17 protein-coding genes are annotated in these 17,330 nt (G+C 72.2%); 8 read left to right on the forward strand and 9 right to left on the reverse strand.

Annotation, left to right across the window (positions count from 1 at the left end):
* Positions 1-61: 61 nt before the first annotated feature.
* The 3 genes from ACGFZK_RS02355 to ACGFZK_RS02365 all read right to left on the reverse strand — a co-directional run bounded on the left by ACGFZK_RS02355 (position 62) and on the right by ACGFZK_RS02365 (position 3,814).
* Positions 62-949 carry a geranyl diphosphate 2-C-methyltransferase gene (locus ACGFZK_RS02355; RefSeq protein WP_393846934.1) on the reverse strand — a complete coding sequence of 296 codons (888 nt, stop codon included), beginning with the start codon at positions 947-949 and terminating at the stop codon, positions 62-64.
* 15 nt (positions 950-964) lie between these two features.
* Positions 965-2,296 (reverse strand): family 2 encapsulin nanocompartment cargo protein terpene cyclase, encoded by a 1,332-nt coding sequence (locus ACGFZK_RS02360; RefSeq protein WP_393846935.1) that lies wholly within the window; start codon positions 2,294-2,296, stop codon positions 965-967.
* Positions 2,297-2,401: 105 nt separating this feature from the next.
* A complete protein-coding gene (locus ACGFZK_RS02365; protein WP_393846936.1) occupies positions 2,402-3,814 on the reverse strand; it encodes a family 2B encapsulin nanocompartment shell protein in 1,413 nt (470 codons plus the stop codon).
* 484 nt (positions 3,815-4,298) lie between these two features.
* Here ACGFZK_RS02365 and bla point away from each other — a divergent pair, with 484 nt between their 5' ends.
* From bla to ACGFZK_RS02380, 3 genes are all read left to right on the forward strand, one after another.
* On the forward strand, positions 4,299-5,216 hold the full coding sequence (gene bla, locus ACGFZK_RS02370) for a class A beta-lactamase (RefSeq protein ID WP_393846937.1): 918 nt from the start codon (positions 4,299-4,301) through the stop codon (positions 5,214-5,216).
* A 42-nt stretch (positions 5,217-5,258) separates the two neighbouring features.
* Positions 5,259-6,179: a DUF6891 domain-containing protein gene (locus ACGFZK_RS02375; RefSeq protein WP_393846938.1), complete on the forward strand. Its 921-nt coding sequence runs from the start codon at positions 5,259-5,261 to the stop codon at positions 6,177-6,179.
* Between the two features lie 78 nt (positions 6,180-6,257).
* Positions 6,258-6,383: a hypothetical protein gene (locus ACGFZK_RS02380; RefSeq protein WP_393847274.1), complete on the forward strand. Its 126-nt coding sequence runs from the start codon at positions 6,258-6,260 to the stop codon at positions 6,381-6,383.
* Between the two features lie 68 nt (positions 6,384-6,451).
* On the opposite strand, the gene ACGFZK_RS02385 is transcribed toward ACGFZK_RS02380, so the two are convergent.
* The 3 genes from ACGFZK_RS02385 to ACGFZK_RS02395 form a co-directional block, all read right to left on the reverse strand.
* A complete protein-coding gene (locus tag ACGFZK_RS02385) occupies positions 6,452-8,176 on the reverse strand; it encodes an acyl-CoA dehydrogenase family protein (protein WP_393846939.1) in 1,725 nt (574 codons plus the stop codon).
* Between the two features lie 104 nt (positions 8,177-8,280).
* Positions 8,281-8,853: a PadR family transcriptional regulator gene (locus tag ACGFZK_RS02390; RefSeq protein ID WP_393846940.1), complete on the reverse strand. Its 573-nt coding sequence runs from the start codon at positions 8,851-8,853 to the stop codon at positions 8,281-8,283.
* Positions 8,854-8,971: 118 nt separating this feature from the next.
* Positions 8,972-10,069, reverse strand: a complete 1,098-nt coding sequence (locus ACGFZK_RS02395) for an alpha/beta hydrolase (RefSeq protein ID WP_393846941.1) — start codon at positions 10,067-10,069, stop codon at positions 8,972-8,974.
* On the opposite strand from ACGFZK_RS02395, the gene ACGFZK_RS02400 reads away from it, so the two are divergent.
* Positions 10,068-10,607, forward strand: coding sequence for a hypothetical protein (locus tag ACGFZK_RS02400; protein WP_393846942.1), 540 nt, complete (start codon positions 10,068-10,070; stop codon positions 10,605-10,607). The genes ACGFZK_RS02395 and ACGFZK_RS02400 overlap by 2 nt on opposite strands.
* A gap of 42 nt (positions 10,608-10,649) precedes the next feature.
* Complete coding sequence (locus tag ACGFZK_RS02405) at positions 10,650-11,255, forward strand: GPP34 family phosphoprotein (protein WP_393846943.1); 606 nt, start codon at positions 10,650-10,652, stop codon at positions 11,253-11,255.
* A 51-nt stretch (positions 11,256-11,306) separates the two neighbouring features.
* Here the strand turns inward: ACGFZK_RS02405 and ACGFZK_RS02410 are convergent, their stop codons facing one another.
* A complete protein-coding gene (locus ACGFZK_RS02410; protein ID WP_393846944.1) occupies positions 11,307-11,924 on the reverse strand; it encodes a nucleoside/nucleotide kinase family protein in 618 nt (205 codons plus the stop codon).
* A 72-nt stretch (positions 11,925-11,996) separates the two neighbouring features.
* Positions 11,997-12,743 (reverse strand): putative Ig domain-containing protein, encoded by a 747-nt coding sequence (locus tag ACGFZK_RS02415; RefSeq protein WP_393846945.1) that lies wholly within the window; start codon positions 12,741-12,743, stop codon positions 11,997-11,999.
* A gap of 22 nt (positions 12,744-12,765) precedes the next feature.
* On the opposite strand from ACGFZK_RS02415, the gene ACGFZK_RS02420 reads away from it, so the two are divergent.
* Entirely contained in the window at positions 12,766-13,143 is a 378-nt protein-coding gene (locus ACGFZK_RS02420) for a hypothetical protein (RefSeq protein WP_393846946.1), read from the forward strand.
* A 3-nt stretch (positions 13,144-13,146) separates the two neighbouring features.
* Here the strand turns inward: ACGFZK_RS02420 and ACGFZK_RS02425 are convergent, their stop codons facing one another.
* Positions 13,147-13,785 (reverse strand): hypothetical protein, encoded by a 639-nt coding sequence (locus tag ACGFZK_RS02425; protein ID WP_393846947.1) that lies wholly within the window; start codon positions 13,783-13,785, stop codon positions 13,147-13,149.
* A gap of 213 nt (positions 13,786-13,998) precedes the next feature.
* Here ACGFZK_RS02425 and ACGFZK_RS02430 point away from each other — a divergent pair, with 213 nt between their 5' ends.
* Both ACGFZK_RS02430 and dacB read left to right on the forward strand, forming a co-directional pair.
* On the forward strand, positions 13,999-15,438 hold the full coding sequence (locus ACGFZK_RS02430; RefSeq protein ID WP_393846948.1) for a carotenoid oxygenase family protein: 1,440 nt from the start codon (positions 13,999-14,001) through the stop codon (positions 15,436-15,438).
* An 86-nt stretch (positions 15,439-15,524) separates the two neighbouring features.
* Positions 15,525-17,186: a D-alanyl-D-alanine carboxypeptidase/D-alanyl-D-alanine-endopeptidase gene (gene dacB / locus ACGFZK_RS02435; RefSeq protein WP_393846949.1), complete on the forward strand. Its 1,662-nt coding sequence runs from the start codon at positions 15,525-15,527 to the stop codon at positions 17,184-17,186.
* The last annotated feature ends 144 nt before the right edge of the window (positions 17,187-17,330 follow it).

The following is a 17,330-nucleotide window of genomic DNA, read 5'->3' on the forward strand; positions in this document are numbered from 1 at the left end:
TGGGGGCGGGCGGAGCGGGTGGGACCGGGGGACGGACCCGGCCCCCTGACCGGGCGCTGGGTCAGACGCGGTCGGCCGCGATCAGGACGTACTGGAAGGAGCCGTCCTTGTAGGACTCGATGAACGCCTCCTCGATGCCGGTGACCAGGGAGGACGTGGCCCGCAGCTCCCAGTACGGCAGGGTGTCGGGGGTCAGGTCGATGACGGCCTGCGGGACGAGACGGTTGTCGGCCATCGCGCGCAGGTACTCCCGCCGGGAGTGGATGTTGCATTCGAAGTGCGCGTTGATCTGGGAGACCCACTTCGAGGGCTGGCCGTAACGCGGGTTCCAGCAGCCGGTGATGGTCACGTACCGGCCGCCGACCTCGAGGACACGGGAGTGCTCCGCGAAGAGGTCGTGGAGGTCGACGTACATGCTCGACTCGTTGTTCCACGAACCCGCGGCCTGACCGGTCTCGAACGGCGTGCCGAGCATGTTGCAGACCCGGGCCCGGACGTGGTCCTCGATGCCGAGTTCGTGGGCGCGCTGGTTGGCGAAGTCGGCCTGCTTGGCCGACAGGGTGACACCCTCGACCTTGCATCCGAAGCGCTGGTGGGCCATCACCATCGAGCCGCCGCGGCCGCAGCCGGCGTCGACGAGGGTGTCGTCGCGCCCGATGGGCCCGAGGTGTTGCAGGAGGAGCTCGGCCTGCGCCGACTCCAGCCGGTGGAGCTCGGCGATCAGCTTCTTCTCGTATGCGCTGTCCTCGGTGTCGCCGAGGGCGGCGTGGTCGATGTCACCGATGCCGTAGTGGTGGTGGTAAAGGCCGTCGACGTCGCCGAGACGGAGGTTCACGGGCCTGGCCTCGTGGTCCCAGTAGCGGGCGATGTCCCCCTGGTAGGGGGTCACCGGGCCGGGGATGAACACGGAGGAGGTACCGGCGGCGGCGGTGAGATCGGTGCTAGTCATGAACAATTCCCATCTTTACCAGAAATCGGGCAGGCTGTAGCGATAGGTGTTGGTCTGGTGCCAGTAGTGGTTGCCGTCGACCCACACGGCCACCCCCCGCAGGAAGCGCAGCACGCTCGGAACGGGACAGGTGACGGCCAGGTCGGCGGCGGCGGCCTCGAAGTCGCGCATGAGGTCGTTGTGGACCTCGACCGCCTTCAGGTAACCCTCCTGGTCGGAGCAGTTCTCGCGTTCGGCGATCACCACCGGCAGGTTGAGGTGCCGTCCGGGGCTGGCCAGTTCCTTGGTGTAGGAGTACAGGTCGTTGACGATGGTGGTGGCGTTCCCGGCGAGCGCGATGACCCGTTGCATGGCGGGCTGTGCGTGCAGGTCCGCGGGCAGTTCATAGCCGCCGACGGTGTCGGTGATGGTGGGGCAGGGGCGGAAGTTGTTGAACTGCCGCATCGCCAGGTACTCCCACACCTCGGGGACGTACTCCGTCTGCGCCCAGGCCCCTTCGGCGAGGTAGCCCATGTGCAGGCGGGCCATGTCGTGCCGGAACCGGTCGGCCTGGGAGGGCGTGCTCGCCTGGAGGAAGTACTCCATGGCGGAGCGGTAGGCACGTCGGGGTGCGTCCGAGAGGAGCGACTGCTCCCACTGCGGCGCGTACTCCTTCGTCGTGTGGAGCGGGTCGAGAGCCGTGTGTGCCAGCAGCAGGCGTCCGCCGAGGCCGATGGGCGAGCCGCCGTGGTCCTCGCAGTAGCAGTCGTCGACCGCGTTCTCCGCGACCATCAACCGGGTGGCGAGCATCAGGTGATCGACGCCGGGGGCGTCCGGATGGCAGGCGACCATGTAGCGCCCGACGGAGAAGCCGTCGAACTGGTCCTCCCAGTCCTCCGGGTACAACGCGACCTCGTCCAGCGCCCAGGCCTTGATCCTGCGGCTGACCTCCTCCACGCGCGCCGGATCGGGCTCCGGAACCGGGTGGTAGTAGAGGCCCGGGATCGGGTTGCCGGCCGTCGGCCCCGGCGCTTCGGGCGTCGCGGGCGCCTCGCTCCGGCCCCAGTGCAGGCTCGCCGTACCGATGCCGCTGGGACCGCGCAGGATCCGTTCGAGGGCGGGGCTCGGCTGCGGCGCAGCGGCCGCCGCCGGGGCGGGTACGGGTCCGGAGGCGGGTGCGAGTACGGGCGGACCCGTGGGCAGGGCGGGCGGGGCGGGGGAAGAAGGCGGAGAAGGCTGGACGGGCCCCGCGCCGGCGTCGGCGGCCTCGACGCCGGCGGTCAGGGCGTCGGCGAGGACGTGGGCCCCGAAGGAGGCCGCGGCGGCAGGCAGGCTCGACTGCAGAGGGGAAGGCCCAGGATCGGGCATCCGTGACTCCTTGGAGAGGTAAGTGGGCTGTCCCGGATCCCGGGCGGGCTCGGCGGGCCAGGACAGGCACGGGTCCTGGCTGTCGCGGCCGTCGGGCAGGTCCTCTTAGTCCCGCCTGCGGGCGATCTGCACGTTCTCCAGCACACCGAGCGCGTCGGGCACCAGGATCGCGGCGGAGAAGTAGGTGGTGACCAGGTAGGAGATGATCGCCTGCTCGCTGATCCCCATGAAGCGCACCGAGAGGCCGGGCTCGTACTCCTCCGGCAGGCCGGTCTGGCGCAGGCCGATGACGCCCTGGTTGTCCTCGCCGGTTCGCATGACCAGAACCGAGCTGGTGTTCTCCTTGCTGATCGGGATCTTGTTGCACGGCAGGATCGGGACCCCGCGCCAGGCCGGGACCTGCTGCCCGCCGACGTCGACGTGGTCCGGGTAGAGCCCGCGGGCGTTGAACTCGCGCCCGATCGCGGCGATCGTCCGGGGGTGGGCGAGGAAGAACTTGGAGCCGCGGCGGCGGCAGAGCAGCTCGTCCAGGTCGTCCGGGGTCGGCGGGCCCGAGTGGGTCTGGATCCGCTGCTTGAAGGCGGCGTTGTGGAGCAGACCGAAGTCCCGGTTGTTGATGAGCTCGTGCTCCTGGCGCTCGCGCAGCGCCTCGATGGTGAGCCTGAGCTGCTCCTCGGTCTGGTTGTGCGGCCCGTTGTAGAGGTCGGCGACCCTGGTGTGGATCCGCAGCACGGTCTGCGCGATGGAGAGTTCGTACTCGCGGGGCTTCAGCTCGTAGTCGACGAAGGCGCCGGGCAGGTCCGCCTCACCGGTGTGGCCGGCGGACATCGCGATCTCGGCCTCGCCGTGCCGGTTCTGGCGCTGCTGCGGGAGCGAGCTGAACTGCTCGATGTGGGCCTGGAGTTGCGGCGCCGCGGAGAGCACGGTGGCGAAGTCGCCGCGGGACAGGGTGAGCAGGATGCCGGGGGTCTCGGCGGTGGCCGTGTAGTCCCAGGTGGCGTCGGCGTCCAGCAGCGCGTTCTCGCCGAACCGGTCGCCGTCGGCCAGGACGGCGACGGCGACGTCGTCACCGTACTTGCCGACGGAGGTCTGGCTGATCCGGCCGTGGGCGATGAGGTGGATCTGGTCGGCGGGGGCACCGCGCTCGACGATCACCTCACCGGCCCGGAAGTCGCGCTGGACGCAGCGGTTGGCGATCGCGTTCAGCACGTCGTCGTCGTCGAAGCCGCGCAGCAGGGCCAGTTCGCCGAGCTCGCGCGGGATCACCCGGACGTTGGCGCCGTCCTGGACGAACTCGATGGTCCCGTCGCCCACGGTGTACGTCAGCCGGCGGTTGACCCGGTAGGTGCCACCCTTGGTCTCCACCCAGGGGAGCATGCGCAGCAGCCACCGGGAGGTGATCTCCTGCATCTGCGGGGCGGACTTGGTCGTGCTGGCGAGGTTGCGGGCAGCCGCCGTGCTCAGGCTGGACTGCCGGGGCTGCTCCAGCTGCGCTTCCGGGCTGGTGTCAACGGTCATCGGGCGAGCTCTCCTTCGTAAGGGCGGTGATCGGCGGGCGCGCGCGTCACCAGAGAACGAGGAAAAATGGGGGCGAATATCCGGGAATCCATCCAGATTCGGGGGAACAGTATCGACGGGTACACCCACTTGAGCCTGAAAACCGTTCGCATTACCTCGATGCAGTGATCTCCTCCCGCAGGTGGTTTGCCGGGGTTGTGGATGATATTCGGCCTTGCTCACGAACACGGCCGAAAAGCGGCGCGGCGCTCGGCCGTGTTCGTCCGTGGGGCCGCCCGCCTCTGCTGGGAAGTGTCCGCCGGTGTGCGCCCGTCCGGTCGCATCGCCGTCACCGCCGGGCGGGCCGGCGATCCGGCTGCCAACCGGGTCCGGAACCCGGCCCCGCGCGGGCCGAGTGTTCGGGAGCGGGTGCCTCCGGGAACCGAATTGATCACGTTTGACGTCTTCGGGGGCACATGACCAGCCAGGAAGAGGAGAACCTGACGTGAAGACCCCCCGCGCAGTACCTTCCCGTCGTGCACTGCTGACCGTGGGGGCGGGTGCGGCGCTGGCCGCCGCGCTGCCGGTGGGCGCGGCCCGTGCCGCGTCGGCACGCGGCGATGGAGACGTCGTGGCCGGACTGCGCGCACTGGAGCGTGAGTACGGGGCACGGCTGGGGGTGTTCGCGCGGGACACCGCCACCGGCCGGACCGTGGTCCACCGGGCCGACGAACTGTTCCCCATGTGCTCGGTGTTCAAGACGGTCGCCGCGGCCGCCGTGATGCGGGATCTCGACCACGGCGGCGACCGCCTCGCCAAGCGCATCCACTACACGCTCCAGGACGTCACGGACGCGGGCGGCGGATCCGTCACGGAACGGCCCGAGAACATCGCGAGCGGCCTGACCGTGGCGGAGCTCTGCTCCGCGGCCATCGCCCAGAGCGACAACGCGGCCGGCAACCTCCTGCTGCGCGAGCTCGGCGGCCCCACCGCCATCACGCGTTTCTGCCGCTCGCTCGGGGACCGTACGACACGGCTGGACCGGTGGGAGCCCGAACTGAACACGGCCGAGCCGTGGCGGGTGACCGACACCACCAGCCCCCGGGCGATCGGGCGGACGTACGCACGGCTGGTACTCGGCGACGCGCTGGCCGCCGGGCACCGGGAGCTGCTGAACCGGTGGCTGCTGTCGAACACCACCAGTGGCGATCGCCTGCGGGCCGGACTGCCGAAGGACTGGGCCGTCGCGGACAAGACGGGCGCCGGGTCGTACGGGACGAACAACAACGTGGGCATCGCCTGGCCCCCGGGACGCCCGCCGGTGCTCCTGTCCATCCTCTCGACCATGCAGGAGGCGACGGCGCCGCGCGACAACACGCTGATCGCCAGGACCGCGAAGCTGCTGGCGGACGTGCTCGTCTGACCGCGGGTCCCGTTGTCAGTGCCGCCCGGCACACTGGCGACCATGCTCGCGATCACGGTCCTGACCGAACCCGGCCCCCGGCACGTACGGCCCACCGAGGGGGAACTCGCCGCGCTGGTCCACCGGATCGGTGGTGACGGTGACCGTTTCCTCGTCGTCCAGACGATCCCCGACCTGCCCGACGTCTTCCTCCAGGTGTGGCACCGTACCGGCGGCGACTACACCCTGGAGCACCGCGACGGGGACCCGGAGCGGCACTTCGGGGCGTCGGCCGCAGGCCCCGGGGCGGTCGTCGCCGCCATGACCGCGTGGGCGGACGGCCGCCGGGACGGCTGGGACGCCGGGCACGTCTGGGAGCGGGTGGAGTTCCCGCCCGCGCAGCCGGCGCCCCCGCTCGTACTCGACGAGGAGGAGCGGGGGCTGCTGGAGGGCCGGATCCGCGAGGTGCTGGCCGGCGGGTACACGACGCGGGCCGGCCTTGCCGAACTGGCCGAGGACTACCTCGTGTCCGGGGACCGCAGGCCCGTCTCCCGCGCCCAGGCGGAAGCCCTCGCCGACCGGATGTGGCTCGAACGGGTCGAGGAGCAGACGGGCTGGGAGGGCGAGACCGATCCGGAACGGCTGTCCGGGGCCTTCGCCGAGCTGGAGGCGGCGGGCATCACGGCGCGCGAGAACTTCACCTGCTGCCGCAGCTGCGGGCAGGCCGAGATCGGCGCGGAGGCCGGGCCGGACGCCCGCGGCTTCGTGTACTTCCACAACCAGTGCACGGACGCGGCATCGGCCGGCCACGGCCTGACGCTGCTGTACGGCGGCTTCGACGGGACCTCCGCGACGACCGCCGCCGTCGGCCGTGAGGTCGTGGCCGCCCTCGCCCGTGCGGGTCTGCCGTCGGAGTGGGACGGCGACCCGGGCCGGTCCATCACGGTCACCCCGCTGACCTGGCGCAGACGCCTCGTCGGCTAAGCGGTGTCGCGAGAGGGCTGGTCACGGGCACGTCAACCTCAAGGGCGTCCTCTACGGCATCGCCGCGGCGCTCCCCGTATGGAGACCGCGCTCTCAACGGACGCGGTGGCCCGTGCCTTCGCCATCGCCTTCGCCATCGCCATCGAGCAGCCGGACGGTGTCGACGTGGGCGACATCGTCGTACGTCCCACGGCGCAGGCCTGACGGGGGAGACGGCGACGGGAACCGGCACCGGCCGCGCGGGCCGTGCCGGTCCCCGGCGGATCGCTTTCCTACGGGGCCATCTCGTACGTGCCCGACAGGGCCTCGACCCGGTCCCAGACACGCGCCGAGCGGGCCTCGTCGACGACCGGGCGCCGGACCGCGCCGAGCGCCCACTCCTGCTGGGCGGCGGTGGCGGAGTCCTTGCCGTACAGCTCGACCGCGTGGCCGGAGAAGTCGCGTACGAGGACGGAGAACAGCTCGTCCAGCACGGACTCGTCCAGGCCCGTCAGGCGGGCCTGCTCCAGGACCAGCTGCCCGTACACGACCAGCGCGAACAGCTGGCCCACGGAGAGGAGGAAGTCCAGGTCGCGGCTCTGCTCCTCGTCCGGGGCGACGGTGGCCGCGAACGCGCAGAGCGCGTCGGCCTGCTCGCGGAACCGGGCCACGTTCGGCACCTCGGCGTAGGCCTCGTAGGCGGTGCGCCAGTCGTGGAAGCGTACGGAGCCGAGGCCCCGGGCCGGTCCCTGCCGGAACAGGAAGGCGTCGTCGGCCGCGTCGAGACGGGTCGGCACGACCGGGTACTCGGCCGGGTTCAGCAGGTGGTTGCGCATGAACTTGAGGATCAGGGCGAGGTTGACGTGGACCGTGCCCTCCAGCTTGGGGAGCCCGCGGATCTCGATGGCCGCCTGCGCGAAGTAGTTGTCCTTCTCGAAGCCCTTCGCGGCGATGACGTCCCACATCAGGTCGATGACCTTCTCGCCCTCCGTGGTCACCTTCATCTTCGTCATCGGGTTGAACAGCAGGTACCGGCGGTCGTCCGGGCCCGCGGAGCGGAAGTAGTCGACGGCGCGGTCGCTGAACAGCTTCATCCCGACCAGGCGGACGTACGCGTCGGCCAGCTCCCGGCGCACGTGCGGGAAGGCGGTGACGGGGCGGCCGTAGAGGACGCGGTTGTGCGCGTGGGTGACGGCCTCGTACATCGCGTGCTCGCAGATGCCGACAGAGGCGGTGCAGAGGTTGAACTTGCCGACGTTGACGGTGTTCAGGGCGGCGTCGAAGGCGGCCCGGCCGGTGTGCAGGACGTCCTCGGCGCGGACCGGGTAGTCGACGAGACGGAACTCGCTGACGTACTTGGAGGAGTCGACGACGTTCTTCACGAGCTCGTACGCCGGGTGGCGGCTGTCGGCGGCGAAGAAGACGTAGCCGTCGGGTCCCTCGACGTCGGTGCGGCGGCCGAAGACGGAGACGAGACCGGCGGCGTTGCCGTTGCCGATGTAGTACTTGGAGCCGCTCGCGCGGAAACCGCCCTCGGCGTCGGGCTCCAGCAGCATGTCGGTGGAGTAGATGTCGGCGCCGTGGGTCTTCTCGGACAGGCCGAACGCGAACACCTCGCCCTCGGCGAGGAGTTCCGCGGCGCGGGCGCGGGCGTCGGCGTTGTCGCTCTGCCAGACCGGGCCGAGGCCGAGGATCGTGACCTGCCAGGCGTACCAGTAGTCGAGGCCGTAGAAGCCGAAGATCTCGTTCAGAGCCGCGATGCGTGCGGTGTCCCAGCGCTTGTCGGTCTCCTCCTCACCGGCGGCCGCGGCCGGCGTCAGGAAAGTCGCGAAGAGCCCCTCCTTCGCGGAGAACGCGAGGAAGTCCGCCAGCCAGGCGCGGGAACGGTAGTCCTCGATCAGCCGGCGCTTGCCGCGGCTCTCGAACCAGTCGACGGTGGCGCGCAGCAGCCTGCGGGTCTCGGGGTCGAAGTGCGCCGGGTCATAGGTGTGCGGGTTGAAGAGCAGGGCGTCTGCCATGGAGGTTCACCTTCCGAGGGGTTGGAGGATCGAAGGCCGGTCTCGTGCGGGGGGGGGGGGGCGGCGGGGTGCGGTGACCGCGGCGCGGTGTGGTGCCGTGTGGCTCAGGGGGTGCCGGCCGACGGTGCCCCGCCGATCCGGTGGAGGGTGGCGAGGACGTCGTCGAGCCAGGCGATCGTCATCCGCTCGTACGCGATGCCACCGCGCAGCACGACGTGCTGGAGCTCCTGCCCCGGGTCCAGCGGTGCGGGGGCGCCGGACCCGGTGAAGTCGCGCAGTTCGCCGGCGAGGTAGCGGGCCAGTCGGTCGCTGTGTGCCCGGTGGTGCCGCTCGACCTCGTGGATCAGGGCGGCGGGGTCGTCGAAGGCCGCGCCGCGGATCTTGACGGCGAGGTCGTGGCGGAGGCTCTCCGGTTCGATCGGCTCGTGCAGCCACTGGGCGAGGACGGTGCGGCCGGGCCCGGCGACGGAGTACTCCTTCTTGTCCGGCCGGCCCTGCTGGGGCACCTCGCGGACGGCGAGCAGGCCGGCGCCCTCCATGCGCCCGAGCACGCGGTAGATCTGCTGGTGGGTGGCGGTCCAGAAGTAGCCGATGGACCGGTCGAACCGGCGGGCCAGCTCATAGCCTGAGCCCGGCTTCTCCAGCAGGGAGACGAGGATCGCGTGGTCGAGCGCCATGCCCCGATCCTTCTATGCAACTCGTTGCATAGACAAGCGGCAGCGGTCAGGTGAGACGCGGCTCACCCGCCGCTCCCCGCCCCTCGCTGTTTCTCCCGCTCCTCACCCGCTCACCCGCTCACTCGGCCCCGAGCCGCGCGCCCGTCCAGACCAGCGCCGGCGGGATCTCCCGGAGCCAGGTGTTGAAGCTGTGGCCCCCGCTGTCGAGGATGATCGACGAGACGTGCGCCGGCGCCTTGACCTTGCGGATGAACTCCTGCGTCTCACCGTAGTTCGGCTCGCCCCGCAGCGAAGAGGTCACCAGGAACGAGGTGTTCCCCTGCGGCCGGTGATCCAGGTGCCACAGCAGGTCGGATCGTTTCTCCTCGTCCTTGTTCCCCTGGAACAGATCACCGGAGTCCTTGTCGATCTCGGGCTTGTACTCCGCCGACAGGCCCACGCCGACCGCGTACGCCTCCGGGTGCTGCACGGCCATCTTCAGGGCGCAGTAGCCCCCGGTGGAGTCGCCGATGATGCCCCAGTTCCGTGGCGCGGTGCCCACGCGGTAGGCGCCGGACACCGCCTTGACGACGTCCGCGCCGAAGAAGGCCTCGCTCTGCGGGCCGCCGGGGACGTCGATGCACTGGGTGTTGGGCGCGGCGATGGTGGGCCGCATCATCACCAGGATCATCGGCTGCATGCGCTTCTGTTTGGCCAGGGTCCAGGCCAGCCTCGGGTAGTGCAGCTTCTTGATCAGGTTCTCCGCCATGCCCGGGTAACCCGTGAGGACGACGGCTGCCGGGAACCTGCGCTGCCGGTCGCTCTGGTCGAAGTACTCCGGGGGCAGGTACACGTACGCCTCGGCGGCGGCCCGGGAGCGCTCGCCGTGGATGGTGACCTTCTCGATCACCCCGCCCACCTGCGGGTTCCGGCCCCCGGGAACCTCCGGGGCCTGACGGCCCAGAACCTCCACGGCGGCGCCGCCCGGGGCGGCCGGGGCCTGGCGCTTCGTACCGGCGAGATCGGCCCAGGAGTCGTAGAGGAGGAAGGTGCGGTTGGCGGCGGCCCCGACCGAGGCGAGCACCAACAGCTGCACGAGCGCGACCAGTCCGACGCGCCCCAGCACCCAGCGGGCGCCGCGCTGCCCCAACCGCGGCCACAGCCACACCGTGAGGGCGAACAGCAGCGCCGTGCAGACCGCTACGCACGCGAGGAGCGTGCCACTTGTCAGACCCATGAATCAGCAGACCCTCTTGCCCCGTGCCGATCCGGACGCCCGGGTCCGGAGCCCCCCCCCGGTGGGGCGGCGCACCCGGCAAGAGGGGCGAAGCGGGCAACGCGTTCCGTCCGGCTCCGGTTTCCCGGCCGCCGACCGGCTGACCGCCTGGCCGCCTGGCCGCCTTCGACTTCGGGGTGCGGACCGACCGGGGCCGGGCCGCCGCGCCCCTACCGACGACGGCGCGACCATGCTGCGCCGCGGCTGGTCGTACTACGACGGCCTGCGCTCCGACGCCACGCCGGACGCCGGGATGCTCTTCGTCGCCTGGCAGTGCGACCCCCGCGCCGGCTTCGTCCCCGTCCAGCACCGCCTCGCCCGCGGCGACGCCCTCGGCCGCTACCTGGTCCCCGAGGCCTCGTCCCCGTTCGTGGTCCCCGGCGGCATCCCGCCCGGCGGCTACGTCGGCCAGGCCCTCCTGGAAGACCAGGCGTCCGTCCGGGCGATGTCCGGGAACCCGGGGGCGATGGTGGGCGTTGGTGCGACCATGGGAAGGTGATCAGCGGGATCCGACTTCCGATGACTTCGAGGGGAGCCGTTCATGAGCACGGCGAAAGACCTGTTCATCATCGCCATGGACCCGCAGCCGGACCATTCGGTCGGGCAGGGCGACCTGTCGCTCGCCCTCGCCGGCGCCGAGCTGATCGATCTCCTCGACGCGCAGGCCGCCGTCCTGGACGGTGACCGCATCGTGCCGGGCGGGCAGCCCCCGCTGGACGACGAACTCCTGGCCGAGGCCTCGTCGGCGCTCACCCGGCAGGTGCCCTACGAGCGGGTCGAGGACTGGCTGTGGCGCCGCGGCCGTGACCTGTCCGCGGCGTACCAGGCCTCTCTCGAGGAGGCCGGTCAGCTGACGCGGGGGCGCCGCGGCCTGCTGCCCTTCGGAACCGACCGTCTGGAAGTCGCCGATACGCCCGCTCACCGCCAGGCCCGCAGCCGCTGGGACGAGGACGAGCCCGTCCTCGCCACGCTCGCCGCGGCCGTGGGCATCCGTGGTCCGCGGTCCGAGGACGAGCCGGGCGTCGACGACGAAGCGGTGACGACCGTGCTGGCCGTCGTCGGCGACGCGGTGATGGAACTGGAGGCCGTCCGGCAACGGCGGTCCATCGAGAACGCGGCGTTCGCCAACGTCTGGCGCGTTCCGTAACCGGTGTGACGCCTGGTCGGATCCGGTGCGCGGGCTGCTCGGCCCGCGCTGTCAGCCGGCGTCGAGGACGAGGTCGGCGCGGTGGCGGCCCAGGGCGACGAGGCGGGCGTTGGGTTCGTCCGACCGGGCCACCCACGCACGCGCGTACGCGGGGTCCTTGCCGTGGCGCACGTGCCGGTCGATCAGCCGGTCCAGGCGCAGGCCCTCGGCCGGGGCGAGGTACCAGGCCTCGTCCAGCAGCGGCCGTACCGACGCCCACTCCCCCGCGTCGTGCAGCAGGTAGTTCCCCTCGGTGATCACCAGCGGTACGTCCGGGGCCACGGGGATGCTGCCCGCGATCGGCTCCTCCAGGGAGCGGTCGAAGGCGGGCGCGTACACCGTGGGCCCCCTCTCCGCGCGCAGCCGGCGCAGCAGGGCGACGTAGCCGGCGGCGTCGAAGGTGTCCGGGGCGCCCTTGCGGTCCGCGCGGCCCAACCGGTCCAGTTCGGCCCGGGCGAGGTGGAACCCGTCCATCGGGACCACCACGGCCCGCTCCGGACCCAGCGCGTCGGCGAGCCGGGCAGCCAGGGTCGACTTTCCGGCTCCCGGGGGCCCGGCGATGCCCAGGATGCGCCGCGTGCCCGAGGCGGCCAGCGCCCGCGCCCTCGCTACCGGTTCCGTCGTACGCATCCGCACATCATGCCCGGGGAACAGGGCCTGCGCCCCCGGCCGGGGTGGCAGCCGGGGGCACCGGGCGGTGGGTCAGCAGCGGGGGCAGGCGTCGCGGATCACGCGCCAGGTGAAGGTGGTGGAGGCGGCAGCGCCCTTGGCATCCGTGGCGGTGACGGTCACGGTACGGATTCCGCTGCCGCGCAGGAGACCGGAGATCAGGCCGGTCGAGGCGTTGATCGAGGCACCGGCGGGCAGGTTGACCGCCGACCAGGTGTAGGGAGCCGCGCCGCCGGTGGCGGTCATCGGTAAGGAGGCGTGGTCGTACTGGAGGGACACCTGGTTGCCCGGGTTGACCACGGACGGGGCGGCGGCCACCGTACGGCTCACCGGCGCGGGCGAGGTCTGCGGCGCGGCGAGGGCAGGGCCCACCGATGCGGCCGCGCCGGGGACGTCGGCCGCGGCGGGCCCCCCGATCTCGCCCTGCGCGACCTCGTCCCGCTGGTCCGGGCCACCGCCCGCACCCTGGACGCCGCCCTGCGCGGCGAGGACTGCGCCGCGGACCTCGACCGGTCCCGCGGCCTGGACCTCGCCCACCGCGCGGCCCACCCCACCCGGCACGACGCCGTCCTGCGGGCGGGCCTCCACCTGACCCACGAGGCCCTCGCCGACCACCTGTCGGCCCGCCGCTGACGACCGTCCGGGGCAACCCCGCGCGCCCCCGCACGGATCGGCGGCGACCACGACGACACCGACCGGCAGGCCGGTCGGCCCATGGCCTTCCCGTACCGAGCGGTGCCGGTCGAGCCCGGCGGGCGAGTCACCGATAGGCTCGTGCACCGACCGGGGAGATGAACGATCGATGACGTTGAACCAAGGCCTCCGGGTGCAGCTCGCCGCGGACCTCAGGCTGACCGATTCCCTTGCGGCGGAGGGGGACCTCGTCGCCGGGTTCCTGGCCCTGGCGGCGGGCACCGAGGGCACCGTCGAGCGGGTGGACGAGCCCCGGCGGCAGAGCGGCGAGGACGTGCGCGAGTACGAGCGGCTGAAGTCCCTCCTCGGCTCCTTCGGGCATCAGATGCCCGAAGGGAGCAGGAAGCAGCTCGAGGAGAAGGTCGCTTCCCTGGAACCTGCGTGGGTCTCCCACCAGGAGCAGAAGCTGCGCGTGACGGTCCGCGTCCGCTTCGACAACGGGTTCGTCCTCGACGGCGCGCACGCGGAACTCTTCACGTCAGCCTGAGGTTCAGGCCACCCGGCCCGCGTCCCGTCCTCCGTCCCGTGCCTGCGCCTGGGCCTGCGCCCGGACGCGTTCCGGGTACCAGGCGGTGAACTTCACCGCCAGCACCAGCAGGACGATGGGGACGACCCAGTTGAGCCAGTCCCCGTGGTGCCCGGCCTCCACGGCGATCAGGCCGAAGACCGCGATGATCACGAACACCCCGCCCCACACGGCCGTCAGTATCCGGTTCGTCCGGCGGAACAGCGGCGAGCCCCAGATCTCGCGCGGCACCGACTCGCGGGCGTACTGCTCGGTGAAGGGGGTGAAGGCCAGCGACCCGAGGGCCACGGCCGCGATCACCGCGCTCGCCAACGTCTGCGCGTACGTCTCCAGCCAGAGCAGGTCCTCCCGGTCGAGCACCAGCGCCAGGATCGAGATGACGGCGAAGAACACCATGCCGGTGACCTCCAGCAGCTTGACGCTGCCCCGCCGCATGTCGGGCACGTTCAGCACCAGTGAGGCGATCAGCGCGGTGAGCGCGGCCAGCTTCCAGGTGCTGGGGCCCGCCACCACGTCGAAGATGATCCACGGCGCGAACCCCAGGAAGATGCCGGAGCGGCCGGCGCCAGGGGCCTTGCCATCGGTACGGTCCGCAGCAGCCATCGGGCCTCCACAACGGTACGGAGCGGGCGCCTGCTGCCCCCGGCCCGCCGGGACCGGTACCCGCCTCGCTCCCCATCCTGCGAGTGTCCGCGCCCGTCCGCATTCCGGGACGGACTGCGGGCCCGTGCCGTCTGGCAGCCCCGCCCGACGCGCGTTTCACTGGAAGGTGGCGCACACAGCGCGCCGGCGGAGGAGCCGCATCCGGGAGGTCCCGTGAACACGTACGTGCCACCCCGCATCGACCCCACCCGCGTCCCCCACCTGCTGGGGACCTTCGCGCCCGTGTCCGAGGAGGTCGACGTCGCGGACCTGGAGGTGACGGGCGAGATCCCCGGCACCCTGGACGGCCTGTACCTGCGCAACGGCCCCAATCCGCGCTTCACGCCGATCGGCTCGTACCTGTACCCCATCGACGGCGACGGCATGCTGCACGGCGTGTGGCTCTCCGGTGGCCGGGCCCGCTACCGCAACCGCTTCGTACGCACCCCCGCGCTGGTGGCCGAGGAACGCGCCGGCCGAGCCCTGTGGGGCGGGCTCGAGTCGATGATCGTGCCGGACGCCGACCAGGTGGGACCGGAGCTCGCGGGCACCTTCAGGGACCTCCCCGACATCAACGTCGTCCGGCACGCCGGCCGCCTGCTGGCCCTCGCCGAGTCGGCCTGCCCCTTCCGCATCGACACCGAGCTGGCCACGCTCGGCCGCGAGGACTTCGACGGGAGCCTGCCCGCGGGCATCACCGCCCATCCCAAGATCGATCCCGTCACGGGCGAGATGGTCGTCTTCTGCTACGGCCTGGAGCCGCCCTACCTGACCTGGTCCGTCATCGCCCGCGACGGCACGGTCAGCCGTGGGCCCACGCCCGTCGACGGGGTGGACGAGCCGATGATGATCCACGACATGGCCCTGACCGACCGCTACGCCGTCCTCGTCCTCGCCCCGGCCTTCTTCGACCTCGCCGCGGCCATGGCGGGCGGCTCCTTCCTGGCCTGGCGCCCCGAGCGCGGCACCCGCGTGGCGCTGATCCCGCGCGACGGCGGGCCAGTGCGCTGGGCGGCCGACGAGGCCTTCTGGGTGTGGCACACGGTGAACGCCTACGACGACGGCCCGGGCGAGGACGCCCCCGTCGTCCTCGACTACGTGCAGTGGAGCCGGCTGACCGTCGGCGGAGCGGAGGAGGGCGCCGAACCGATCAGCGGCGGCCTGGCCCGGGCGCGCTTCGACCCGGCCGCGGGCAGCATGGCCCGCACCCTGCTGGACGACTCCCGGGTGGAGTTCCCCCGGGTCGACGACCGGTGCATCGGGCGGCGCCACCGGTACACCGCGCTGGCCACCGCCACCGGACGGACGGACCTGCTGGCAGGCGAGTACGACGCCGTGCGCTGGTACGACGGGGAGACCGGCAGCTCCCGCGTCTGGTCGGCCGGGGACCTCTCGGTCGGCGAACCGGTCTTCGCCCCGGAGCCCGGCTCCGAGCAGCCCGGTTCCGAGCAGCGCGGCTACTGGCTGACCTTCGCCACCGACCGTACCGACGGATCGAGCTGGTTCCTGGTCATCCCCGCCGAGGACCCCGCCTCCGGCCCCGTGGCCCGCGCCCGGATCCCCGTCCGTGTCCCGCTCGGCCTGCACGGCTGCTGGCTGCCGACCGAGGAGTGAACCCGCCCGGCGCGCCGCGCCGCGCCGGCCGTGCCACCCTGTTGCTTGGCCTCGGGAGGAGACAGCCGCGACGAACGGAGCGCGCTGTGAGCAGACCGATCCACCCCGCACCGGTGCGGCGGCGCGGTACGGCCGCCGCCTGCGCCGCCCTGCTGTTCGTGGCCCTCACCGCGGGTACGGCGGCCGGGGCGGACCCGACGCCCTCCCCGTCTCCGTCCTCGCCGTCCTCGCCCTCCTCGCCACCTCCGTCCGGTGACACGGGCCTGGCCGGCCTCGACCCGCGCATCACGGCGATCATGCGGAAACCGGACTACCGCAACGCCCAGTGGGGCCTGCTGCAGACCGAAGCGGACAGCGGCCGCGTCGTGCACAGCCTGTTTCCCGGGCAGTTCTTCATCCCCGGATCCACCGCCAAACTGATCAGCGTCTCGGGCCCGTGGCAGACCCTCGGCGCGGACCACCGCTTCGTGACGCCGGTCTACGCGGTCGGCGAGCGCGACGGCGCCACCCTGACCGGCGACCTCGACCTCGTCGCCCAGGGGGACCTCACCATGGGCGGCAGGACCCGCCCCGACGGTACGGTCGCGTACACCGACCTCGACCACACCTACGCCAACGACTTCCCCGGCGCGACCCTCACCCCGGAGAACCCGCTCGCCGGGATCGACCGGCTCGCCCGGCAGGTGCGCGACTCCGGCATCACCCGTGTCGACGGCGACGTCATCGTCGACAGCAGGCTGTTCCTCCCCGACCCGGAGCTCGTGCCCACCCCGACGCCGCTGATCATCAACGACAACCTGATCGACCTCCTGACCACCCCGGGGGACCGGGCGGGCGCGGACGCCCGGCTGGACTGGCGGCCGAAGGTGGCTCCGTACCAGGTCACCTCGGCCGTGAAGACCGTCGCTGCCGGGAAGCCGACCGACATCACGGTGACGGCCACCGACGGCGGCACCCGGATCCGGCTGACCGGGACGATCGCGGCGGACGCCGAGCCGCTGCTGCGCACCTCGCCGATCGGTGACCCGGCCGCCTTCGGACGCGTCGCGCTGATCGAGGCACTCGAACGGGCCGGTGTGCACGTCACGGCGGACCCGTCGGCCGCCAACCCGGTCGGACGGCTGCCGCGCGACTACGACGGGCGGCCGCGGGTGGCCGCGTACACCTCCCCGCCCTACGCGCAGTACGCCAAGCTGATCCTCAAGGTCAGCCACAACCTGGGCGCCAACCTCGGCATCTGCCTGCTGGCCGGCACCGCGCACAGCAACCAGTGCGCGGCCGGATTCCCGGTGCTCGCCGGCTTCCTCGACCGGGCGGGCGTCGACCGTGAGCAGGCGCAGCTGATGGACGGCCGCGGCGGCAACCCCGCCGACCGGGCCACGCCGCAGGTGCTCGTGCAGATGCTGGCGTACTGGCAGCGCACCCCGGACGCGCGGCTGTTCCGGGAGGCCCTGCCGATCCTGGGTGTCGACGGCCTGCTGGCCGACAACTGCCGCAGCTGTCCGGCGCGCGGGAAGGTGTTCGCCAAGACCGGCGCGGCCGTCGGCGGGGACGCCCTCAACGACCGGCTGGCCGTGGGCGCCATCACCATCGCGGGCTACCTGGACCGGGGCGGCGGTCGCTTCGACACCTTCTACGCGGGCGTGAACGGCGCCTCCACGCCGGGCGCCGACCCCACCGAGGTGCTGTCCATCGCCAACGACCTCGCCCTGATCGCCGCCTACCTCCAGGAGTCGTCCTCGTCCTGAGGCGCGGCGGCGGCGGACCGCGCCAGTCTGTCGTGGTACCCGGCACACAGGTCGTCCGTCACCTGCCGGGCGAACGCGGGGGGAACGCACCGGCAGGTGAACCGGTCCGGCACCGTCCAGGTAGGCGTCGGAGGTGTCCAGTCC

This window comes from Streptomyces sp. NPDC048257, assembly GCF_043201855.1.
Classification (GTDB): Bacteria; Actinomycetota; Actinomycetes; order Streptomycetales; family Streptomycetaceae; genus Streptomyces.

What these genes read in the sequence shown, in the direction of transcription:
- ACGFZK_RS02355 (WP_393846934.1), bottom strand. Translation starts at nt 949, where the DNA reads ATGACTAGCACCGATCTCACCGCCGCCGCCGGTACCTCCTCCGTGTTC.
- ACGFZK_RS02360 (WP_393846935.1), bottom strand. Translation starts at nt 2,296, where the DNA reads ATGCCCGATCCTGGGCCTTCCCCTCTGCAGTCGAGCCTGCCTGCCGCC.
- ACGFZK_RS02365 (WP_393846936.1), bottom strand. Translation starts at nt 3,814, where the DNA reads ATGACCGTTGACACCAGCCCGGAAGCGCAGCTGGAGCAGCCCCGGCAG.
- ACGFZK_RS02375 (WP_393846938.1), top strand. Translation starts at nt 5,259, where the DNA reads ATGCTCGCGATCACGGTCCTGACCGAACCCGGCCCCCGGCACGTACGG.
- ACGFZK_RS02380 (WP_393847274.1), top strand. Translation starts at nt 6,258, where the DNA reads ATGGAGACCGCGCTCTCAACGGACGCGGTGGCCCGTGCCTTCGCCATC.
- ACGFZK_RS02385 (WP_393846939.1), bottom strand. Translation starts at nt 8,176, where the DNA reads ATGGCAGACGCCCTGCTCTTCAACCCGCACACCTATGACCCGGCGCAC.
- ACGFZK_RS02390 (WP_393846940.1), bottom strand. Translation starts at nt 8,853, where the DNA reads ATGGCGCTCGACCACGCGATCCTCGTCTCCCTGCTGGAGAAGCCGGGC.
- ACGFZK_RS02400 (WP_393846942.1), top strand. Translation starts at nt 10,068, where the DNA reads ATGAATCAGCAGACCCTCTTGCCCCGTGCCGATCCGGACGCCCGGGTC.
- ACGFZK_RS02395 (WP_393846941.1), bottom strand. Translation starts at nt 10,069, where the DNA reads ATGGGTCTGACAAGTGGCACGCTCCTCGCGTGCGTAGCGGTCTGCACG.
- ACGFZK_RS02405 (WP_393846943.1), top strand. Translation starts at nt 10,650, where the DNA reads ATGAGCACGGCGAAAGACCTGTTCATCATCGCCATGGACCCGCAGCCG.
- ACGFZK_RS02410 (WP_393846944.1), bottom strand. Translation starts at nt 11,924, where the DNA reads ATGCGTACGACGGAACCGGTAGCGAGGGCGCGGGCGCTGGCCGCCTCG.
- ACGFZK_RS02420 (WP_393846946.1), top strand. Translation starts at nt 12,766, where the DNA reads ATGACGTTGAACCAAGGCCTCCGGGTGCAGCTCGCCGCGGACCTCAGG.
- ACGFZK_RS02425 (WP_393846947.1), bottom strand. Translation starts at nt 13,785, where the DNA reads ATGGCTGCTGCGGACCGTACCGATGGCAAGGCCCCTGGCGCCGGCCGC.